The following is a 14112-nucleotide window of genomic DNA, read 5'->3' on the forward strand; positions in this document are numbered from 1 at the left end:
GAAGGGATGCCGACGCAGCCGAGCCCCGCGCTGGGCACCCGCCCGCACAACCTCGCCCTCCTCCTGCGGCTCGTGCACGAGAACGGCGCGCAGTCGAGAGCCGCGCTGACCGAGCAGACCGGGCTCAACCGCTCGACGATCGCCGACCTCGTCGCAGAGCTCGTCAGACGCGGTCTCGTCGACGAGCGCATACCCGACGTACCCGGCCGTGTGGGGCGCCCCTCACCGGTCGTGACGGCGTCGGCTCGCGTCGTCGCCATCGCGGTGAACCCTGAGGTCGACGCGATCGAGATCGCTGCGATCGGCCTCGACCGCAGCATCGTCCTGCGCGAGCGACTGCCGAACGAGACCGTTCCGACGCCGGATGCGGTGGTGTCGACGATCGCCGAGCGCATCGTCGCCTGGCGCGAAGGGGCGCTCGCCGCGGCACGGATCGCGGCGATCGGTGTCGCGGTCCCCGGCCTCGTGCGAACATCCGACGGTGTCGTGCGCAATGCGCCTCATCTCGGTTGGACCGATGTGCCGCTCGCCGATCTCGTCCGTTCGGCGACGGCGTCTGCGGCCTTCGTCGACAACGACGCCACGCTCGGAGCCATCGCCGAGCACCGCTACGGCGCCGGCCGGGGGATCGACGACGTGGTCTACCTGAACGGAGGTGCGTCGGGTATCGGCGGCGGACTGATCATCCACGGGAAGCCGGTCGCCGGGGCGGGCGGCTACGCGGGGGAGTTCGGTCAGAACAGACCCCGGATCTCGGCAGACGCCGACCGCCGCACTCGCGACGGCGTGCTCGAGGCCGAGGTGAGCCGCCGGCTGCTTCTCGATGCGGTCGGCCTCGACTCCGCCGACGATGAGACGCTCGCCGCCGAGCTCTCCGAATCCGACTCGCCGGTGGTGGCCGCCGAGATCACGCGTCAGGCGCATGTGCTCGCGAGCGCGCTGGCCAATGCCGTGAACGTGCTCAATCCTGCTCTCGTGGTGCTGGGCGGATTCCTCGCCACCCTCGCCGATCTGCGGGCGGATCAGATCGTCGACGATGTGACGGCGCTCGCGATGTCGGAGAGCGCTGAGGCGCTCGAGATCCGCCCGGCCGCTCTCGGCGCTGACAGGCTGCTGATCGGCGCGGCCGAGCTGGCATTCGCCGACCTGCTCGCCGATCCGGGCGAGCGGAGCTGACCTCCGAGAGGCGATCGATCGGATCCGACACGGAAAGTCGGGTCGCAGATCGCCCTCGGGCCGCACGATGGTGGGGAAAGGAGGACCTCATGATCGGAACGCTCAACGCACTGGTCGATCTCGTCGAGGCAGGCACCGGCGACGAGATCGACGTCGCCGGGTTCGCTCGCGTGCACGGCACGACGGAGTACCACCTGCGCCGGATGTTCTCGGCTCTGGCGGGGATGCCGCTGTCGGAATACGTCCGCCGTCGGCGGATGACGCTGGCCGGCGCAGAACTCGCCGCCGGCGCCCCGAACGTGCTCGACGTCGCCGTGCGACACGGGTACGGCTCGATCGAGGCGTTCGGCCGCGCGTTCCGCGCCGTGCACGGGATCAGCCCGGTCGATGCGCGCCGAGACGGGGGTCCTCTCCGCACACAACCCACGCTTCGGTTCCGCCTGAGCGTCGAAGGGAGCACCCCGATGCACGTCACCATCACCACCACCCCCGAGCTCGTCCTCGTCGGCCATGCCGCACGAGTGCCGCTCATCCACGAGGGCACCAATCCGCACATCCAGGCGCACATCTCCTCGATCGCCCCGGAGGAGCATGCTCGCCTCAAGGCGCTGAGCGATGCGCAGCCCGAGGGGATCCTGGCCATCACGGGGGACATCGCTCAGGATGCGCCGGAGGGCACCGAGCTCACCTACCTGCACGGAGTCTCCGTGCGGCCGACCACCTCGGTGCCCGACGATCTCGATGTCGTGAGGGTCGAGGCGGGCGCCTGGGCGGTCTTCGCCGCCACGGGGCCGTTCCCTGAGACCCTGCAGACACTGTGGGCGGCGACGGCGACGGAGTGGTTCCCGTCGAATCCGTGGCGGCTGCGGCCCGCGCCCTCGATCGTCCGGTATCTCGAGTTCACCGGGACGCACGCGTCCTGCGAGCTGTGGCTCGCGGTCGAGCCCGCCTGAGCGCGTCAGGGTGGTCGGCGCGGATGCGCGCCGACCACCCTGACGTCCGTCGCCCGTGCGACACTGTGCCGACGGTCGGATGCCGGTTCCGCCGTGAGAGGACCCGCGATGGCGCTCGACCCGAAGAAGACCCTCGACGCCTATCAGGCGAAGCACGGGGAGTTCCGCATCCTCGATGTTCCCTCGATGCAGTATCTGATGGTCGACGGGGCGGGCGATCCCAACGCCGCCCAGGCATACCAGGACGCAGTGTCCGCACTCTTCCCGATCGCCTACGCGCTCAAGTTCGCGAGCAGGGAGCAGCTCGGGATCGACACGGTTGTGATGCCGCTCGAGGGGCAGTGGCACGCGCCCGACATGGAGTCGTTCACATCGCGCCGCGACAAATCGGCGTGGCGGTGGACTCTCCTGATCATGGTGCCCGACCACGTCACTCCGGAGATGTTCGACCACGCGGTCGACGCGGTCGAGGCGAAGCTGGCGAAGAAGAAGCAGCCTGCACCCGCCCTCCGCTCCGTGCGTCTCGAGACCCTCGACGAAGGGCTCAGCGTGCAGACGCTCCATATCGGCTCCTACGACGACGAGGCCCCGGTGCTCGACGAGCTGCACCATCGATTCATCCCCGAGAACGGCCTGTCGATGACGGGCCTGCACCACGAGATCTACCTCAGCGATGTCCGACGGGTCGAACCGGCGAAGCTCCGGACGATCCTGCGCCAACCCGTCGAGAGAGCGACCTGACGAGGGCGGCTCTCGGCACCGACGCAACCCCCTCCGACGTCTTCGCGCCGACAGATATCCTGCTCGGATGACCTCAGCGAAGGGTGCCGCGCGCACGGCGCAGCGTTCCGATGCCTTCCGGCGCGTGGCGCGGGCGGGATTCGTGGTGATCGGCCTCGTGCACATCATCATCGGGGCGGTCGCCGTGTCGATCTCCAGCGGTGGCGGTGGAGACGCCGATCAGGACGGCGCGATGGAGCAGATCCGCTCGACGCCCGTCGGCGGGCTGGTCCTCGGCGTGATCGCGGTGGCCCTGATCGCGCTCGCGGTCTGGCAGGTGGCCAGCGGTCTCCTCACCGGCGGCAAGGAGACCAGGAAGTGGGGGATGAGGATCAAGCTGATCGGCATCGCGGGCGCGTACCTCGTGATCGCCGGCTTGGCCCTGATCTTCGCCTTCGGCGGGCACGTCGAATCCGAAGACACCTCTCGGGCGCTCAGCGCCGTCGTGCTCTCGGCGCCGGGTGGCATCGTGGCGCTCATCCTTCTCGGCCTGACCGTCGCGGGTGTCGGCATCGGATTCATCGTCATCGGATTCACTCGGGGCTTCGAGAAGACGATGGATGTCCCGACGGGCCCGTCGCGGCCCGGGATCATCGCCCTCGGAGTCGCCGGCTACATCGCCAAGGGAATCGCGATCGCGGTCACCGGAGCGCTCTTCGTGGTTGCCGCGTGGACGCAGGATCCGCAGAAGGCCGCTGGTCTCGACGCGGCTCTGCGGAGCCTCGTCGACCTGCCGCTGGGCCGAGCGATCCTCTGGCTCGTCGGGGTCGGACTCGCGATCTACGGCGTCTTCTCGATGGTCCGCGCCCGCTTCGCGCGTATGTGAGTCTCGGCCTCAGGCGTTCGCAGGCTTGTCGTTCCACAGCAGGAGGAACGCGCCGAGCCCGATCATGAGCACGCCGCCGGTGGCGCCCATCGCCTCGATGCGTCGCGGAGAGCGTCCGAACCATTCGCGCGCGGCGCTCGCCAGCAGCACCCAGATCGCATCGCAGGCCACTCCGATCGCGACGACGATCGTGCCGAGCACGAAGAGCTGCATCGGCACCGACCCTGCGTGCAGGTCGACGAACTGAGGAAGGATCGCCAGGAAGAAGGCGATCGACTTGGGGTTGGTGACCCCGACGACGAACCCCTCACCGAGCAGACGCACGCCTGATCGCCGCGCCACAGGTCCTGTCACCGTGGCCGCGGCATCTTTTCGATGCCGGATGGCCTGGACGCCGAGGAAGACGAGGTAGCCGGCGCCCAGCACCTTCACGATCGTGAACAGCACGATCGACTGCGCCACGACGGTGCCGACGCCCAAGGCGACGGCGACGACGAGCAGGATCGACCCGAGCGCCGTGCCCAGGATGCTGAGGAACCCGCCCAGTCTCCCCAGGGCCATCGCCCGGCCGATCGTGAACAGCACTGTCGGTCCGGGGATCACGACCATGACGAACGCGGCCACGACGAAGGTCGCGAGGGTCTCGGCGCTGAACATGGTGCGAGCTTAGGGCAGCCCGAAGAGGCCCCCCGAAAAGTTTTCTCCCGCGCCCGTCATAAAAAGTCCGCGCCGGGGTCTGGGTATGTGACGGGCGGCTTCTGCTTCCTGTCTCGCACTGGGGACACACACGACTTTCGGGGACAGGCATCCGCCTCTCGCGCTCCGCCGTATCCGGCGGGTCGAGGGCATGCCGGGATTGGGACATTCATGAGCATTCGCTCGCACCACCGCACGACGGAGCGGCCATTACGCTCCGCAGTCGCGCCTCGCCGACGGGCGATCACGCGGCTGCTCGGCGTGCTCGCCATCGCCGGCGTGCTCGTCGCCGGAGCGACGCTCGCCCCCAACAGTGGAATCACAGCCGCGGCGACGGTGCCCGGCACACCGGGAACCCCTCAGCCGGGTACTCCGGTGTACACCGAGGACTTCTCGAACCAGAGCGCAGCACTCGCCGCACGGTCGATCACCACCTACGTCGGCGGTGCGGCAGCCGCGAACTCGACGTACACGGCTTCGACGCAGTACACCCCGGCCGGCAACCAGTGCAACGGCTGGATCATGAGCGGTGCGACTCCGACGGCGCCCGTCACTGACCTGGGCTGCCTGAACAACGTCAGCACGACGTGGACGACGCTGCAGCAGATGGCTCGTGCGCTCGGAGTCGCGCAGGGCCAGACGACGACGCAGGCCGCGACCAACCAGGTGCTGACGTCGTACACGAATGCGACGAACGGAGCGATCGCCGCGGGCACGCAGTTCCGTACGGTCAACACCATCCCGGCCATCGGCGGTCACTACTACGCGGTCTCCGCATACTTCGCTGCGGTCAACTGTCCCGCAGCCGGCGGAGCGAACCAGCCCAAGGAGACCTTCAGCCTCCTCGTGAACGGCACCCCGATCGTGCTCAGCACGGGACTCAACCCCTGCACGAACAACACGGTCTGGGAGACGCAGATCGCGAAGCTGCAGTCCGCGGCGTACCAGGTGCCGGTCGGAACCACGGCGAACCTCGGTCTGATGCTCTACAACGCGACGGCCACCGGCGCGGGCAACGACGTCGCCTTCGATCTGCCGCAGATCGTCGATGTGACCCCGCAGCTCGACAAGGCGTTCAGCCCGACCGTGATCACCAACGGCTCGACCTCGAAGATGACGCTGACCGTCACGAACACGACCGACCTGATGGCCAAGAGCGACTGGACCATCACCGACGCGCTGCCGACGAACCTCAAGATCGCGGCGGCGCCGAACGTGGGCGGCACCTGCACGCAGCGCACCGGTGCGGCTTACGTGGTCACGGCGCCGGCCGGCGGAACCTCGGTGTCGGTCACCGGCGGCGACCTCGCCCTCGGACAGGCATCGTGCACGATCACGGTCGATGTCACCTCGACGGTGAACGGCACCTACATCAACGGTCCCGCCAACATCACGACGAACCTGAACCCGCCGGCCAACGCGTCGCTGGAGGTCATCCAGCCGTCGATCGACATCGTCAAGAGCATCACCGCCGTGAACGGCGTCGCCGTGACGAGCGACACCGATCCCGACAAGGTGTACTCGAAGGTCGGCGACGTCATCACCTACAGCTTCGTGGCGACCAACACGACTCCCAAGGCCGCGACGAACACGACGCTCAACACGAACCTCACGAACGTGCGGATCACCGAGGACACGTTCTCGGGTGCGGGCGACATGACGACGCTGTCCTGCACACCGATTCAGGGATCCACACTCGCCAGTGGCGCCAAGATGACCTGCACGGCCACCTACGTGGTGCAGCAGCCGGACCTCGACAGCGCTCCGCTGACGAACGTCGCACGGGCCACCGGAACGCCGGCGGTCGGACCGAACGTCACGGACACCGATGACGAGATCATCCCCGCCACCTGGACGCCCGCTCTCGTGCTCGACAAGACCGCCTCGGTCGTCGACATCGATCAGGACGGCGTGACCGGGCTCGGCGACCACATCATGTACGCGTTCACCGTCACCAACACCGGAAACATCACGGTCGCGAACATCACCGTGGTCGATGACCGCCTGACGCAGCGCAACATCACCGTCACCTGCACGCCCACGACGATCGCGCCGACCCAGATCTCGACGTGCGCCGCGAATGCGCCGTACGTCATAGGCCAGGCAGACGTCGACGCGAAGAAGGTCATCAACACGGCCTACTCCACGGGAACCGACCCCAAGGGCGGTCCGGTGCGCTCGAACAACGACAGCACCGAGACCCCCGTCGAGCCGTTCCGCATCCCGCTGAAGATCGAGAAGGTCGGCGAAGCCGCAGCGAACACCTGGGTGCGCATGGACGGCTCCTCGTTCGCGGTGCTCGCAGACGCGAACGGGCAGCCGGGCACGGCGCTTCCCTTCACCATCAACGGGGTCGAGACCGGTCTGTTCCAGATCGACAGCATCCCGGCCGGTACGTACTGGTTGAGCGAGCTGACGGCACCCGACGGGTTCAGCCTGCTCGCCGCTCCCGTGAAGTTCGTCATCAACCCGGACCGCACGGTGAGCATCACCGCAGGCGGCGATCAGGCGGTGACCTCCACCGGTCAGATCATCACGGTGCGCGACGTGCCGGCGCTGACCCTTCCGACCACCGGAGGGACGGGCGCACTGCCCTACATCCTCGCCGGTTCCCTGACCGTGCTCGGCGCGGGCGGGCTGGCCCTCTGGGTCCGCCGACGCAACACACGTGCCGACACCACAGACCCGCAGATCTGATCTGCACTTCTCACAATCCACCATCTGCAACCCACCAGGGCGACCTGGCCACCTAGAGAGAGACACAGTGAACACTCCCAACAACGGACGCGGATCCCGCGTCGCGGCAGGTCTGCTCGTCGCAGGCGTCGCCGCGCTGACCCTCGCAGCGCCTGCAAGCGCCGCGACGCCCAACCTCGTCGACCCGGACGCCGTCGGTTCGCTGACGATCCACAAGTTCGAGGCACCCGAGACGCCCACCGGCCTGCCGAACGACGGCACCGAGCAGAACGTCGCACTGGCACCGCTGCCGGGCGTGGGCTTCACGGTCTACAAGGTCGACACGATCGACCTGACGAGCAACCAGGGCTGGGTCGACGCGAACGATCTCGCCGACCTGAACCCCGACAGCGTCGCTGACATCACGGCTGCCGGATACACGGCCAGCGCGATCGGCGGTCAGACCCTGACCGACGCGAACGGTGAGATCGCCCTGGCGAACCTCGACCTCGGCCTCTACTTCGTGGTGGAGACCGCTCCGCTCGCTGGCTCCACCGGCGTGGCCCCGTTCCTCGTGACGGTCCCGCTGACGGACCCGGCCGATGACAGCACGTGGCTGTACGACGTGCACGTCTACCCGAAGAACGCCCTCACCGAGGCGACCAAGACCGTCGAGGACTCGGCCGACATCAAGCTCGGCGACGAGATCGACTTCACGATCACGGCAGGCATCCCCAACGTCGCAGTCATCGACGGCTACAAGATCGTCGACACGCTCGACGCCAAGCTCGACTACGTGAGCGCCGCTGTGACGCTCGTTGACGGAACCCCGCTCGCTGCGGGTGACTACACGGTCGTCCACGACGCCGCCACCAACGCGGTCACGGTCGAGTTCACCGCCGCGGGTCGCGCAGTTCTCGCGGCTCACCCCGCCACCGAGGTTCAGGTCGTCATCACCGCCGAGGTCAACACGGTCGGCGAGATCGCCAACACGGCAGTGCTCTACCCGAACGCCGGTTCGTACACGGTCGCACCGGGCGAGCCCGGCGGACCCACCGTCACCCCCGAGGTCATCACCAAGTGGGGCGACATCACGGTCGAGAAGACCGACAAGGCCGGCGCACCGCTCACCGGTGCAGTGTTCTCGGTGTACCCGACCCAGCAGGACGCGATCGACGGCACCAACGCCATCGCTCTCGCCGGTTCGACCGAGTTCGCGGTCGCCGCTGACGGCACCGTGACCATCTCGGGTCTGCGCTACTCCGACTGGGCTGACAACGCCACCGTCGCCGTGGGCGAAGAGGGCTACCAGTCGTACTGGCTCGCTGAGATCGTCGCACCCGACGGATTCGAGCTGCTCGCAGCTCCGATCGAGTTCACCGTCACCGCCGCCACCTCGGCTGTGGGCGTCGACCTCGAGGTCGTCAACGTTCCCTCGAACGCCGGCTTCACCCTGCCGCTGACCGGTGGCACCGGCACGACCCTGTTCCTCGCCGGCGGCGTCATGCTGCTCGGTGGAGCGGTCCTGCTCGCCATCCGCAGCCGTCGCAAGGCCGCAGCACAGGCGTAACCCGAAAGACCGGCCGTGCGGGGGAGGTGAAGAGATCCCTTCCCCCGCACGGCCCATTCGTTTCCACCTACTTCTTCTCCAGCTCCGATCAGAAAGCGCAGCATGACCCTCATCGACGCGTCCGCACCGGACGCCCCAGCGCGACCCGCTACGGGTGCCACCGCCCAGAAGGCGCGGTGGGGATGGAGCCAGTCGATCGTCATGCTCATCGCGACCATCGGCATCGTGGTCCTCGTCTACCCGACCGCGGCCTCCTGGTTCTCGGCCTGGTCTCACGACACCGACGTCGACGGGTACATCCAGTCCGTCGAGCAGATCCCCGATGAGGCGGTCGACGAGATGCTCGCCGCCGCTGAGGAGTACAACGAGAATCTTCCGACCGGGCCGCTGCGCGACCCGTATGCCCTCGGAGCAGACGGACAGCAGACGGCGATCGGCGAGGGGGCCTCGGCGTACTTCGACACTCTGACCACCGAGGGAACCGACACGATGGCGCGGATTCGCATTCCGAGCATCCACGTCGATCTGCCGGTCTTCCACGGCACCGATGAAGACACACTGTCTCGCGGTATCGGGCACCTCTACGGCTCATCGCTTCCTGTCGGTGGACCGGGGACGCATTCGGTGCTCACCGGCCACAACGGCTTCGTGCAGGCCACCCTCTTCGATGACATCGATGAACTCGTCGAGGGCGACGTCATCATCGTCAGCGCACTGGGCGAAGACCTCTACTACGAGGTCGATCAGACCAAGACCGTTCTTCCCGACGACGCGGAAGACCTGCGTCAGGTCGCCGGCAAGGACTACCTCACGCTCGTCACGTGCACGCCCACCGGCGTCAACACGCACCGCCTGCTCGTGCGCGCAGAGCGCATCGATGCTCCGACCGAGGACTCCGCGGTGACGACCATCGCGGACACCACCGACCCCGCCGGCTTCCCGTGGTGGGCACTGCTCGTCGTCGGGGTGCCGGCACTCACGTTCATCGTCGTCAAGCCTCGCCGTGCCCGGAAGAACCGCAGCGGCCGACGAGCGACGCACGTGTCCGCTGGCTCCGACTCATGACGGTCGACGTCGCAGTGGACCGCACCGCCGCGAACGGCGACGAACCCGGCGAGCCCGTGACACGCCGCCGCCCGCGGCGACGTATCGGTCTGCTGTCGACCAGCATCCTGCTCGTCGGACTGGGAGCATCCTTCCTCTCCGCATCCGTGCTCGCCCCCGATGCGGTCGACAAAGTGACCGGTGACGTCAAAGTCTCGGTGCTGAAGACATTCCATGAGGTCTTCGCGCCCGACGAGCTTCCCGTCATCAGGCTCGGGGTCGAGGGCGGGATGGTCGAGCTCGACCGATGCGACGGCACGTTCACCGAGATGATCAGCTACCGCATCGACGACGTGCTGCCGCTGTTCGCCGCACACAACAACTGCGGGGGAGACGTGATCCTCGGCTGGGAGCTCGGTCAGCGGGTCACCGTCGAGGGCTCCGACGTGATCTACGAGGTGGTCGAGGAGCGGCACACGCCCAAGTGGTCGAACGTCGAAGAACTCACCGGTATGACGGGGGAGTTCATGGTCCAGACGTGCTTCTACGGCGAGAACAAGATGCGCTTCCTGTCGCTCGCGCCCGTGGACCCGGCGGCGAGCGGCAGCTGATGTCCTGCACAGCGAGAATCTCGGGTTCTGACCGTCACGTTTTCCGGTCATACCGGTCTTGTAGGTATGGCCATCGGCCTCGCGTCGGGTTCCCGGCCGACGCCCGCACAGCAGAGGTCGACCACTCCCCGGCCGAACCTTCTCAGAGCGGATTCGACCCTTACGAGAGTCGGAGGGACGAGGCATCCCCACTGCCTCGTCCCTCAACCGTCTCCGGCGCTGCGCTCGCGATGCCGGACTCGACAGCATCCGGAGCAGCATGATCCTCGGTACGTATCTCGACGACGACGACATCTCGGGTGAGCCGTCCGATGCCGAGATCATCGAGGCGGTGCGGGGTGGCGACATCGGCGACTTCGCCCTCCTGTGGCGCCGGCATGTCGAATCCGCGCGCCGAGCCGCGCGAGCGATCTCGCCCTCGGCGGATCCCGACGATCTCGTGAGCGAGGCGTTCGCGTCGATACTCCGGGTGACCAAGGCGGGCGGCGGGCCGAGCGACGCGTTCCGGCCATATCTCCTCGCCACGCTGCGCAACACGGCCGCGCGCTGGTCCCGCAACGGGACCGACCTGTCGATCGACCTGATCTCGGAGGGCGATCTGTCGTCGGAGGGCGGCGATGCTTTCGAGCGCATCGCCGAGCGATCCAGCATCGCGGCCGTGTTCGGCACGCTGTCGGCTCGGCATCGCACGCTGCTCTGGTATCTCGAGGTCGAGGGCATGAAGCCGCGAGAGCTCGCGCCCCTGATGGGGATGACGGCCAATGCGGTCTCCGCTCTCGCGGCGCGCGCACGCGACAGCTTCAAACGCGCCTGGCTCGAGGCGCACATCCACGATCCCTCGCGGTCTGAGGACTGCAGGTGGTTCTGCGAGCGCGTGGTCGACCGTCGCGGTCGTCCGGTCGCGGTCGGCGACGCCGACCGTTTCAGAGAGCACATGAGCGTGTGCGGCGGATGCCGGATCGTCGCCGCGGAGATCGATACCGTCTCGCAGCGGCTGCGGGCGATCCTGCCTGCCGCGCTGTTGGGAGGCGTGGCGGCGGCGATCTACACCGGTGATGCCTCCGCGGAGGCGCAGGTCATGGGCGCGAGCTCCGTGGTGGGGTCCACCGGGTCGTCTGGCTGGGCCGATGCAGCAACCTCCTCGATCGGCGCGGGGGCGCCTGTCGCCGCGCACGGAGCAGCGGCGGTGGTACCGGCCGGTGGCTTGGCCGCCTTGGCGGCGACCGCCGTCGTCGTGGTCGGCGCCGTCATCCTGGCGGGCAGCGTCCTGAGTCTGTCGGCCGAGGAATCGGACGATTCGGAACTCACCCGGTCGATCTCCGAGGCGTCGGTCTCCGGTGAGGCGGGCCCGGTTCTCGAAGATCTGCCGCGCTTCCCGACTCAGCCGCCCGCATCCGAGCCGATGCCCGAACCGCAGCCCCTGCCGTCGCCGGAGCCCGAGGTCGATGCGGGACTGGAGCCCGATTCGGACGCGAGCCGTGAACCGGAGACCCCAGGACCCGGCGAGAGGCAGCCCCCACTGACCCCGCTCAGTATCGCCCCGGCCCCGTCGACAGCGGTTCCGACCCCGACTCCGACCCCGACCCCGACCGACGCTCCGTCGGAGACACCGCCGCCCATCGACCTGGCGGAGTTCCGCATCACCCGGTCGATCGCCCAGGACTCTCTCGTGCCGGATCTGATCGAGGGGGTCGGCGCTGCAGGCGCGGTCGTCACGGTGACCGACGAGAGCGGCGTCATGCTCGACACCGGGGTGATCGACGAAGACGGCGCATTCGTGCTCGACGTCTCGGGCGAAGCCCTGCGTCAGGGCATGACGCTCAGCGTGAGGCAGTACGACGCGGCGACCGGAGTCACCGAGTGGGCGGAGGCGATGGGGCCGCTCACCTTCGCGACGCCCACGATCGCGGCCGCGGACCAGGATGCCTGTCCTGAGGCGTCCCTCGGCGCTGTCAGCTGTCTGCATCTGAGTGCCGCACCGGATGCGTGGGTCGAGCTGCTCGATGAACAGGGGCGATCGCGCACTGTGCGGCTCGCGACCGACGACATCGACGGGATCGTCGTCCGATCCGGTGTCGGTGAGCCGTTCGTCGCCGCCCGGTACATCGAGCCGTCCACGGGTCGTGCCGGAGTGACCGTGCTGCTGCCGGCGGCGATCGAATGAGTCCTCACACTGCGCTGCGCGCGGTCGCCGACAGCCGGAGCCAGAGCCAGAGTCGCGTGGCCGGCGAATCGATGTCGATCCCGAGCTCGTTGCGCACGACATCGAGCCGATACCGGACGGTGTTCTGGTGAACGTGCAGTGCGCTGGCGGTCTCACGCACACTGCCGAGCTGGTCGAGGAAGACCCGCATGGTGTGCGTCAGACGGGTGCCCTGCGCGGCATCATGCTCGGCGAGGATGCTCGCGGCGTCGCCGACCGTGGCATCCAGGCCGTCGATCAGGTCGGCGACCTGGAGGATCGCCAGGCGATCGCGCATCTCGTCGAAGGTCGCGATGCGGAGCTCATGGTCGTCGCGGAGCGACGAACTCACGAGCACGCCGGCCGTAGCCCCGGCCTCACGATAGGAACGGCCGATGCCGTTGATGTCGTACGCGCGCGTGCCGATGCCGGCGATCAACGCGTCGTCGATCCGGATCACCGCCTGGGTGAAGGTCTCGACCGCAGCCGCGTTCGGGCCCGGGATGAGCGTCACGACCTCCGAGCCGACGACCGCGCTGTGGGAGCCGGGGAAAGCGGCGCCGGACACGCTCATCGCCAGATGGAGTACTCGCTGCAGACCGCGCATCGCCTCCACCTCGTCGAACGTGGTGATCCGGAAGCACACGACCGTGCATCCGGCTTCGGGACGGATGAGGAGCTGCGACGCCGCGCCGCGGGCATGCCGTCGATCTTCGAGAAGCGTGCGGAGCAGGTCGGATGTCCGACGGTCCCGGTCGCCCGCCTCCGCTCGAGCACGAAGCAGATGCTGGGCCACGATCGGTTCCATCTCCTCCAGCAGGGACCGGGTCCGGGCGGCCGGCGATGGATCGATCTGGATCACCCAGAGAGAGCCGAGCAGCTCGCCGGACGCTCGCACGGCGATCCCGACGCGTCCGAACTCGTCGGTGCTCGAGGGGAAGTGCCGTGCCTCGCTGGCGCGGAGCAGCGACCGGTAGCGCGAGTCGGATGCGATCGAGATGTCCTCCTGCAGCAGCAGAGTGGTGCGTCGACGGACGTCGTCGATCGGCTGCTCGCTGTGCGTGGAGTAGCCGACGATCTGACCGGTCGAGTCGACGATGCTGACGGCACCGTCCGCGAGGGTGGCGATGGCGTTGGCGAGGCCGAAGAGGTCTCCCAGTCGCACACCCGAGACCCGGCCGATCGAGTGACCGCTCAGCAGCGACCGCAGGACGTTCGCCAGCTGTGCCCAGTCCCCGTCACTGTGGTGGAGGACAGGCAGGGCGACGTGCAGATCGAGGGCAATGCGCTCCAGGCCATCGCCGTCATCGGGAGCGCGCACCACCAGCGCGGCCGCCCCGACATCGGCCAGCTCGGCGACGAGGGCCGGAACGCTCGTCGTCGCGACACCGGCCCCGAGGACGATGCGATCGGTGTAGTCGGATGCGGATGCCGACGGATCGTAGAACTCCACGCCCACGTACGTCCTGGCATCGAGCCGCGTGCTTCGACGGGGGGAGAAGAGCCTCCCGTCGCTCAGACGGAGCGCGTCGCGCAACGTGGGAGCTTCGGCGCGGATGTCATCGAAGGCCATGGAATTTTCTCTATTCGGTGTCAAG

General features: G+C 68.2%; 11 protein-coding genes. 9 read left to right on the forward strand and 2 right to left on the reverse strand.

Translation table 11 applies throughout. From position 1 onward, the window contains the following. The first annotated feature begins 6 nt into the window (after nucleotides 1-6). The 4 genes from AB0P11_RS03165 (at nucleotide 7) to AB0P11_RS03180 (ending at nucleotide 3735) form a co-directional block, all read left to right on the forward strand. A complete protein-coding gene (locus AB0P11_RS03165; RefSeq protein ID WP_363519664.1) occupies nucleotides 7-1176 on the forward strand; it encodes an ROK family transcriptional regulator in 1170 nt (389 codons plus the stop codon). An 89-nt stretch (nucleotides 1177-1265) separates the two neighbouring features. Beyond that, on the forward strand, nucleotides 1266-2129 hold the full coding sequence (locus tag AB0P11_RS03170) for an AraC family transcriptional regulator (RefSeq protein ID WP_072590736.1): 864 nt from the start codon (nucleotides 1266-1268) through the stop codon (nucleotides 2127-2129). A gap of 108 nt (nucleotides 2130-2237) precedes the next feature. Next, complete coding sequence (locus AB0P11_RS03175; protein ID WP_363519667.1) at nucleotides 2238-2870, forward strand: GyrI-like domain-containing protein; 633 nt, start codon at nucleotides 2238-2240, stop codon at nucleotides 2868-2870. Between the two features lie 67 nt (nucleotides 2871-2937). Next, the gene (locus AB0P11_RS03180) at nucleotides 2938-3735 is read left to right on the forward strand and encodes a DUF1206 domain-containing protein (protein ID WP_363519670.1); all 798 of its coding nucleotides are present in this window, start codon (nucleotides 2938-2940) and stop codon (nucleotides 3733-3735) included. A 9-nt stretch (nucleotides 3736-3744) separates the two neighbouring features. On the opposite strand, the gene AB0P11_RS03185 is transcribed toward AB0P11_RS03180, so the two are convergent. After that, nucleotides 3745-4392 carry a LysE family translocator gene (locus tag AB0P11_RS03185; RefSeq protein WP_072590739.1) on the reverse strand — a complete coding sequence of 216 codons (648 nt, stop codon included), beginning with the start codon at nucleotides 4390-4392 and terminating at the stop codon, nucleotides 3745-3747. Nucleotides 4393-4602: 210 nt separating this feature from the next. On the opposite strand from AB0P11_RS03185, the gene AB0P11_RS03190 reads away from it, so the two are divergent. From AB0P11_RS03190 to AB0P11_RS03210, 5 genes are all read left to right on the forward strand, one after another. Then, entirely contained in the window at nucleotides 4603-7128 is a 2526-nt protein-coding gene (locus AB0P11_RS03190; RefSeq protein WP_363519673.1) for a prealbumin-like fold domain-containing protein, read from the forward strand. 67 nt (nucleotides 7129-7195) lie between these two features. After that, nucleotides 7196-8677 (forward strand): SpaH/EbpB family LPXTG-anchored major pilin, encoded by a 1482-nt coding sequence (locus tag AB0P11_RS03195; protein ID WP_363519676.1) that lies wholly within the window; start codon nucleotides 7196-7198, stop codon nucleotides 8675-8677. A 102-nt stretch (nucleotides 8678-8779) separates the two neighbouring features. After that, entirely contained in the window at nucleotides 8780-9742 is a 963-nt protein-coding gene (locus AB0P11_RS03200) for a class C sortase (RefSeq protein WP_056276889.1), read from the forward strand. Beyond that, nucleotides 9739-10332 (forward strand): hypothetical protein, encoded by a 594-nt coding sequence (locus AB0P11_RS03205; RefSeq protein WP_056276892.1) that lies wholly within the window; start codon nucleotides 9739-9741, stop codon nucleotides 10330-10332. Before AB0P11_RS03200 ends, AB0P11_RS03205 begins: the two co-directional genes overlap by 4 nt. 259 nt (nucleotides 10333-10591) lie before the next feature. Continuing rightward, a complete protein-coding gene (locus tag AB0P11_RS03210; RefSeq protein ID WP_363519680.1) occupies nucleotides 10592-12496 on the forward strand; it encodes a sigma-70 family RNA polymerase sigma factor in 1905 nt (634 codons plus the stop codon). A 4-nt stretch (nucleotides 12497-12500) separates the two neighbouring features. Here the strand turns inward: AB0P11_RS03210 and AB0P11_RS03215 are convergent, their stop codons facing one another. Then, nucleotides 12501-14087, reverse strand: coding sequence for a helix-turn-helix domain-containing protein (locus AB0P11_RS03215; RefSeq protein WP_072590742.1), 1587 nt, complete (start codon nucleotides 14085-14087; stop codon nucleotides 12501-12503). Between the last annotated feature and the right edge of the window lie 25 nt (nucleotides 14088-14112).

Source organism: Microbacterium sp. NPDC079176, assembly GCF_040686675.1.
Classification (GTDB): domain Bacteria; phylum Actinomycetota; class Actinomycetes; order Actinomycetales; family Microbacteriaceae; genus Microbacterium.

What these genes read in the sequence shown, in the direction of transcription:
- AB0P11_RS03165 (WP_363519664.1), top strand. Translation starts at nt 7, where the DNA reads ATGCCGACGCAGCCGAGCCCCGCGCTGGGCACCCGCCCGCACAACCTC.
- AB0P11_RS03170 (WP_072590736.1), top strand. Translation starts at nt 1,266, where the DNA reads ATGATCGGAACGCTCAACGCACTGGTCGATCTCGTCGAGGCAGGCACC.
- AB0P11_RS03175 (WP_363519667.1), top strand. Translation starts at nt 2,238, where the DNA reads ATGGCGCTCGACCCGAAGAAGACCCTCGACGCCTATCAGGCGAAGCAC.
- AB0P11_RS03180 (WP_363519670.1), top strand. Translation starts at nt 2,938, where the DNA reads ATGACCTCAGCGAAGGGTGCCGCGCGCACGGCGCAGCGTTCCGATGCC.
- AB0P11_RS03185 (WP_072590739.1), bottom strand. Translation starts at nt 4,392, where the DNA reads ATGTTCAGCGCCGAGACCCTCGCGACCTTCGTCGTGGCCGCGTTCGTC.
- AB0P11_RS03190 (WP_363519673.1), top strand. Translation starts at nt 4,603, where the DNA reads ATGAGCATTCGCTCGCACCACCGCACGACGGAGCGGCCATTACGCTCC.
- AB0P11_RS03200 (WP_056276889.1), top strand. Translation starts at nt 8,780, where the DNA reads ATGACCCTCATCGACGCGTCCGCACCGGACGCCCCAGCGCGACCCGCT.
- AB0P11_RS03205 (WP_056276892.1), top strand. Translation starts at nt 9,739, where the DNA reads ATGACGGTCGACGTCGCAGTGGACCGCACCGCCGCGAACGGCGACGAA.
- AB0P11_RS03210 (WP_363519680.1), top strand. Translation starts at nt 10,592, where the DNA reads ATGATCCTCGGTACGTATCTCGACGACGACGACATCTCGGGTGAGCCG.
- AB0P11_RS03215 (WP_072590742.1), bottom strand. Translation starts at nt 14,087, where the DNA reads ATGGCCTTCGATGACATCCGCGCCGAAGCTCCCACGTTGCGCGACGCG.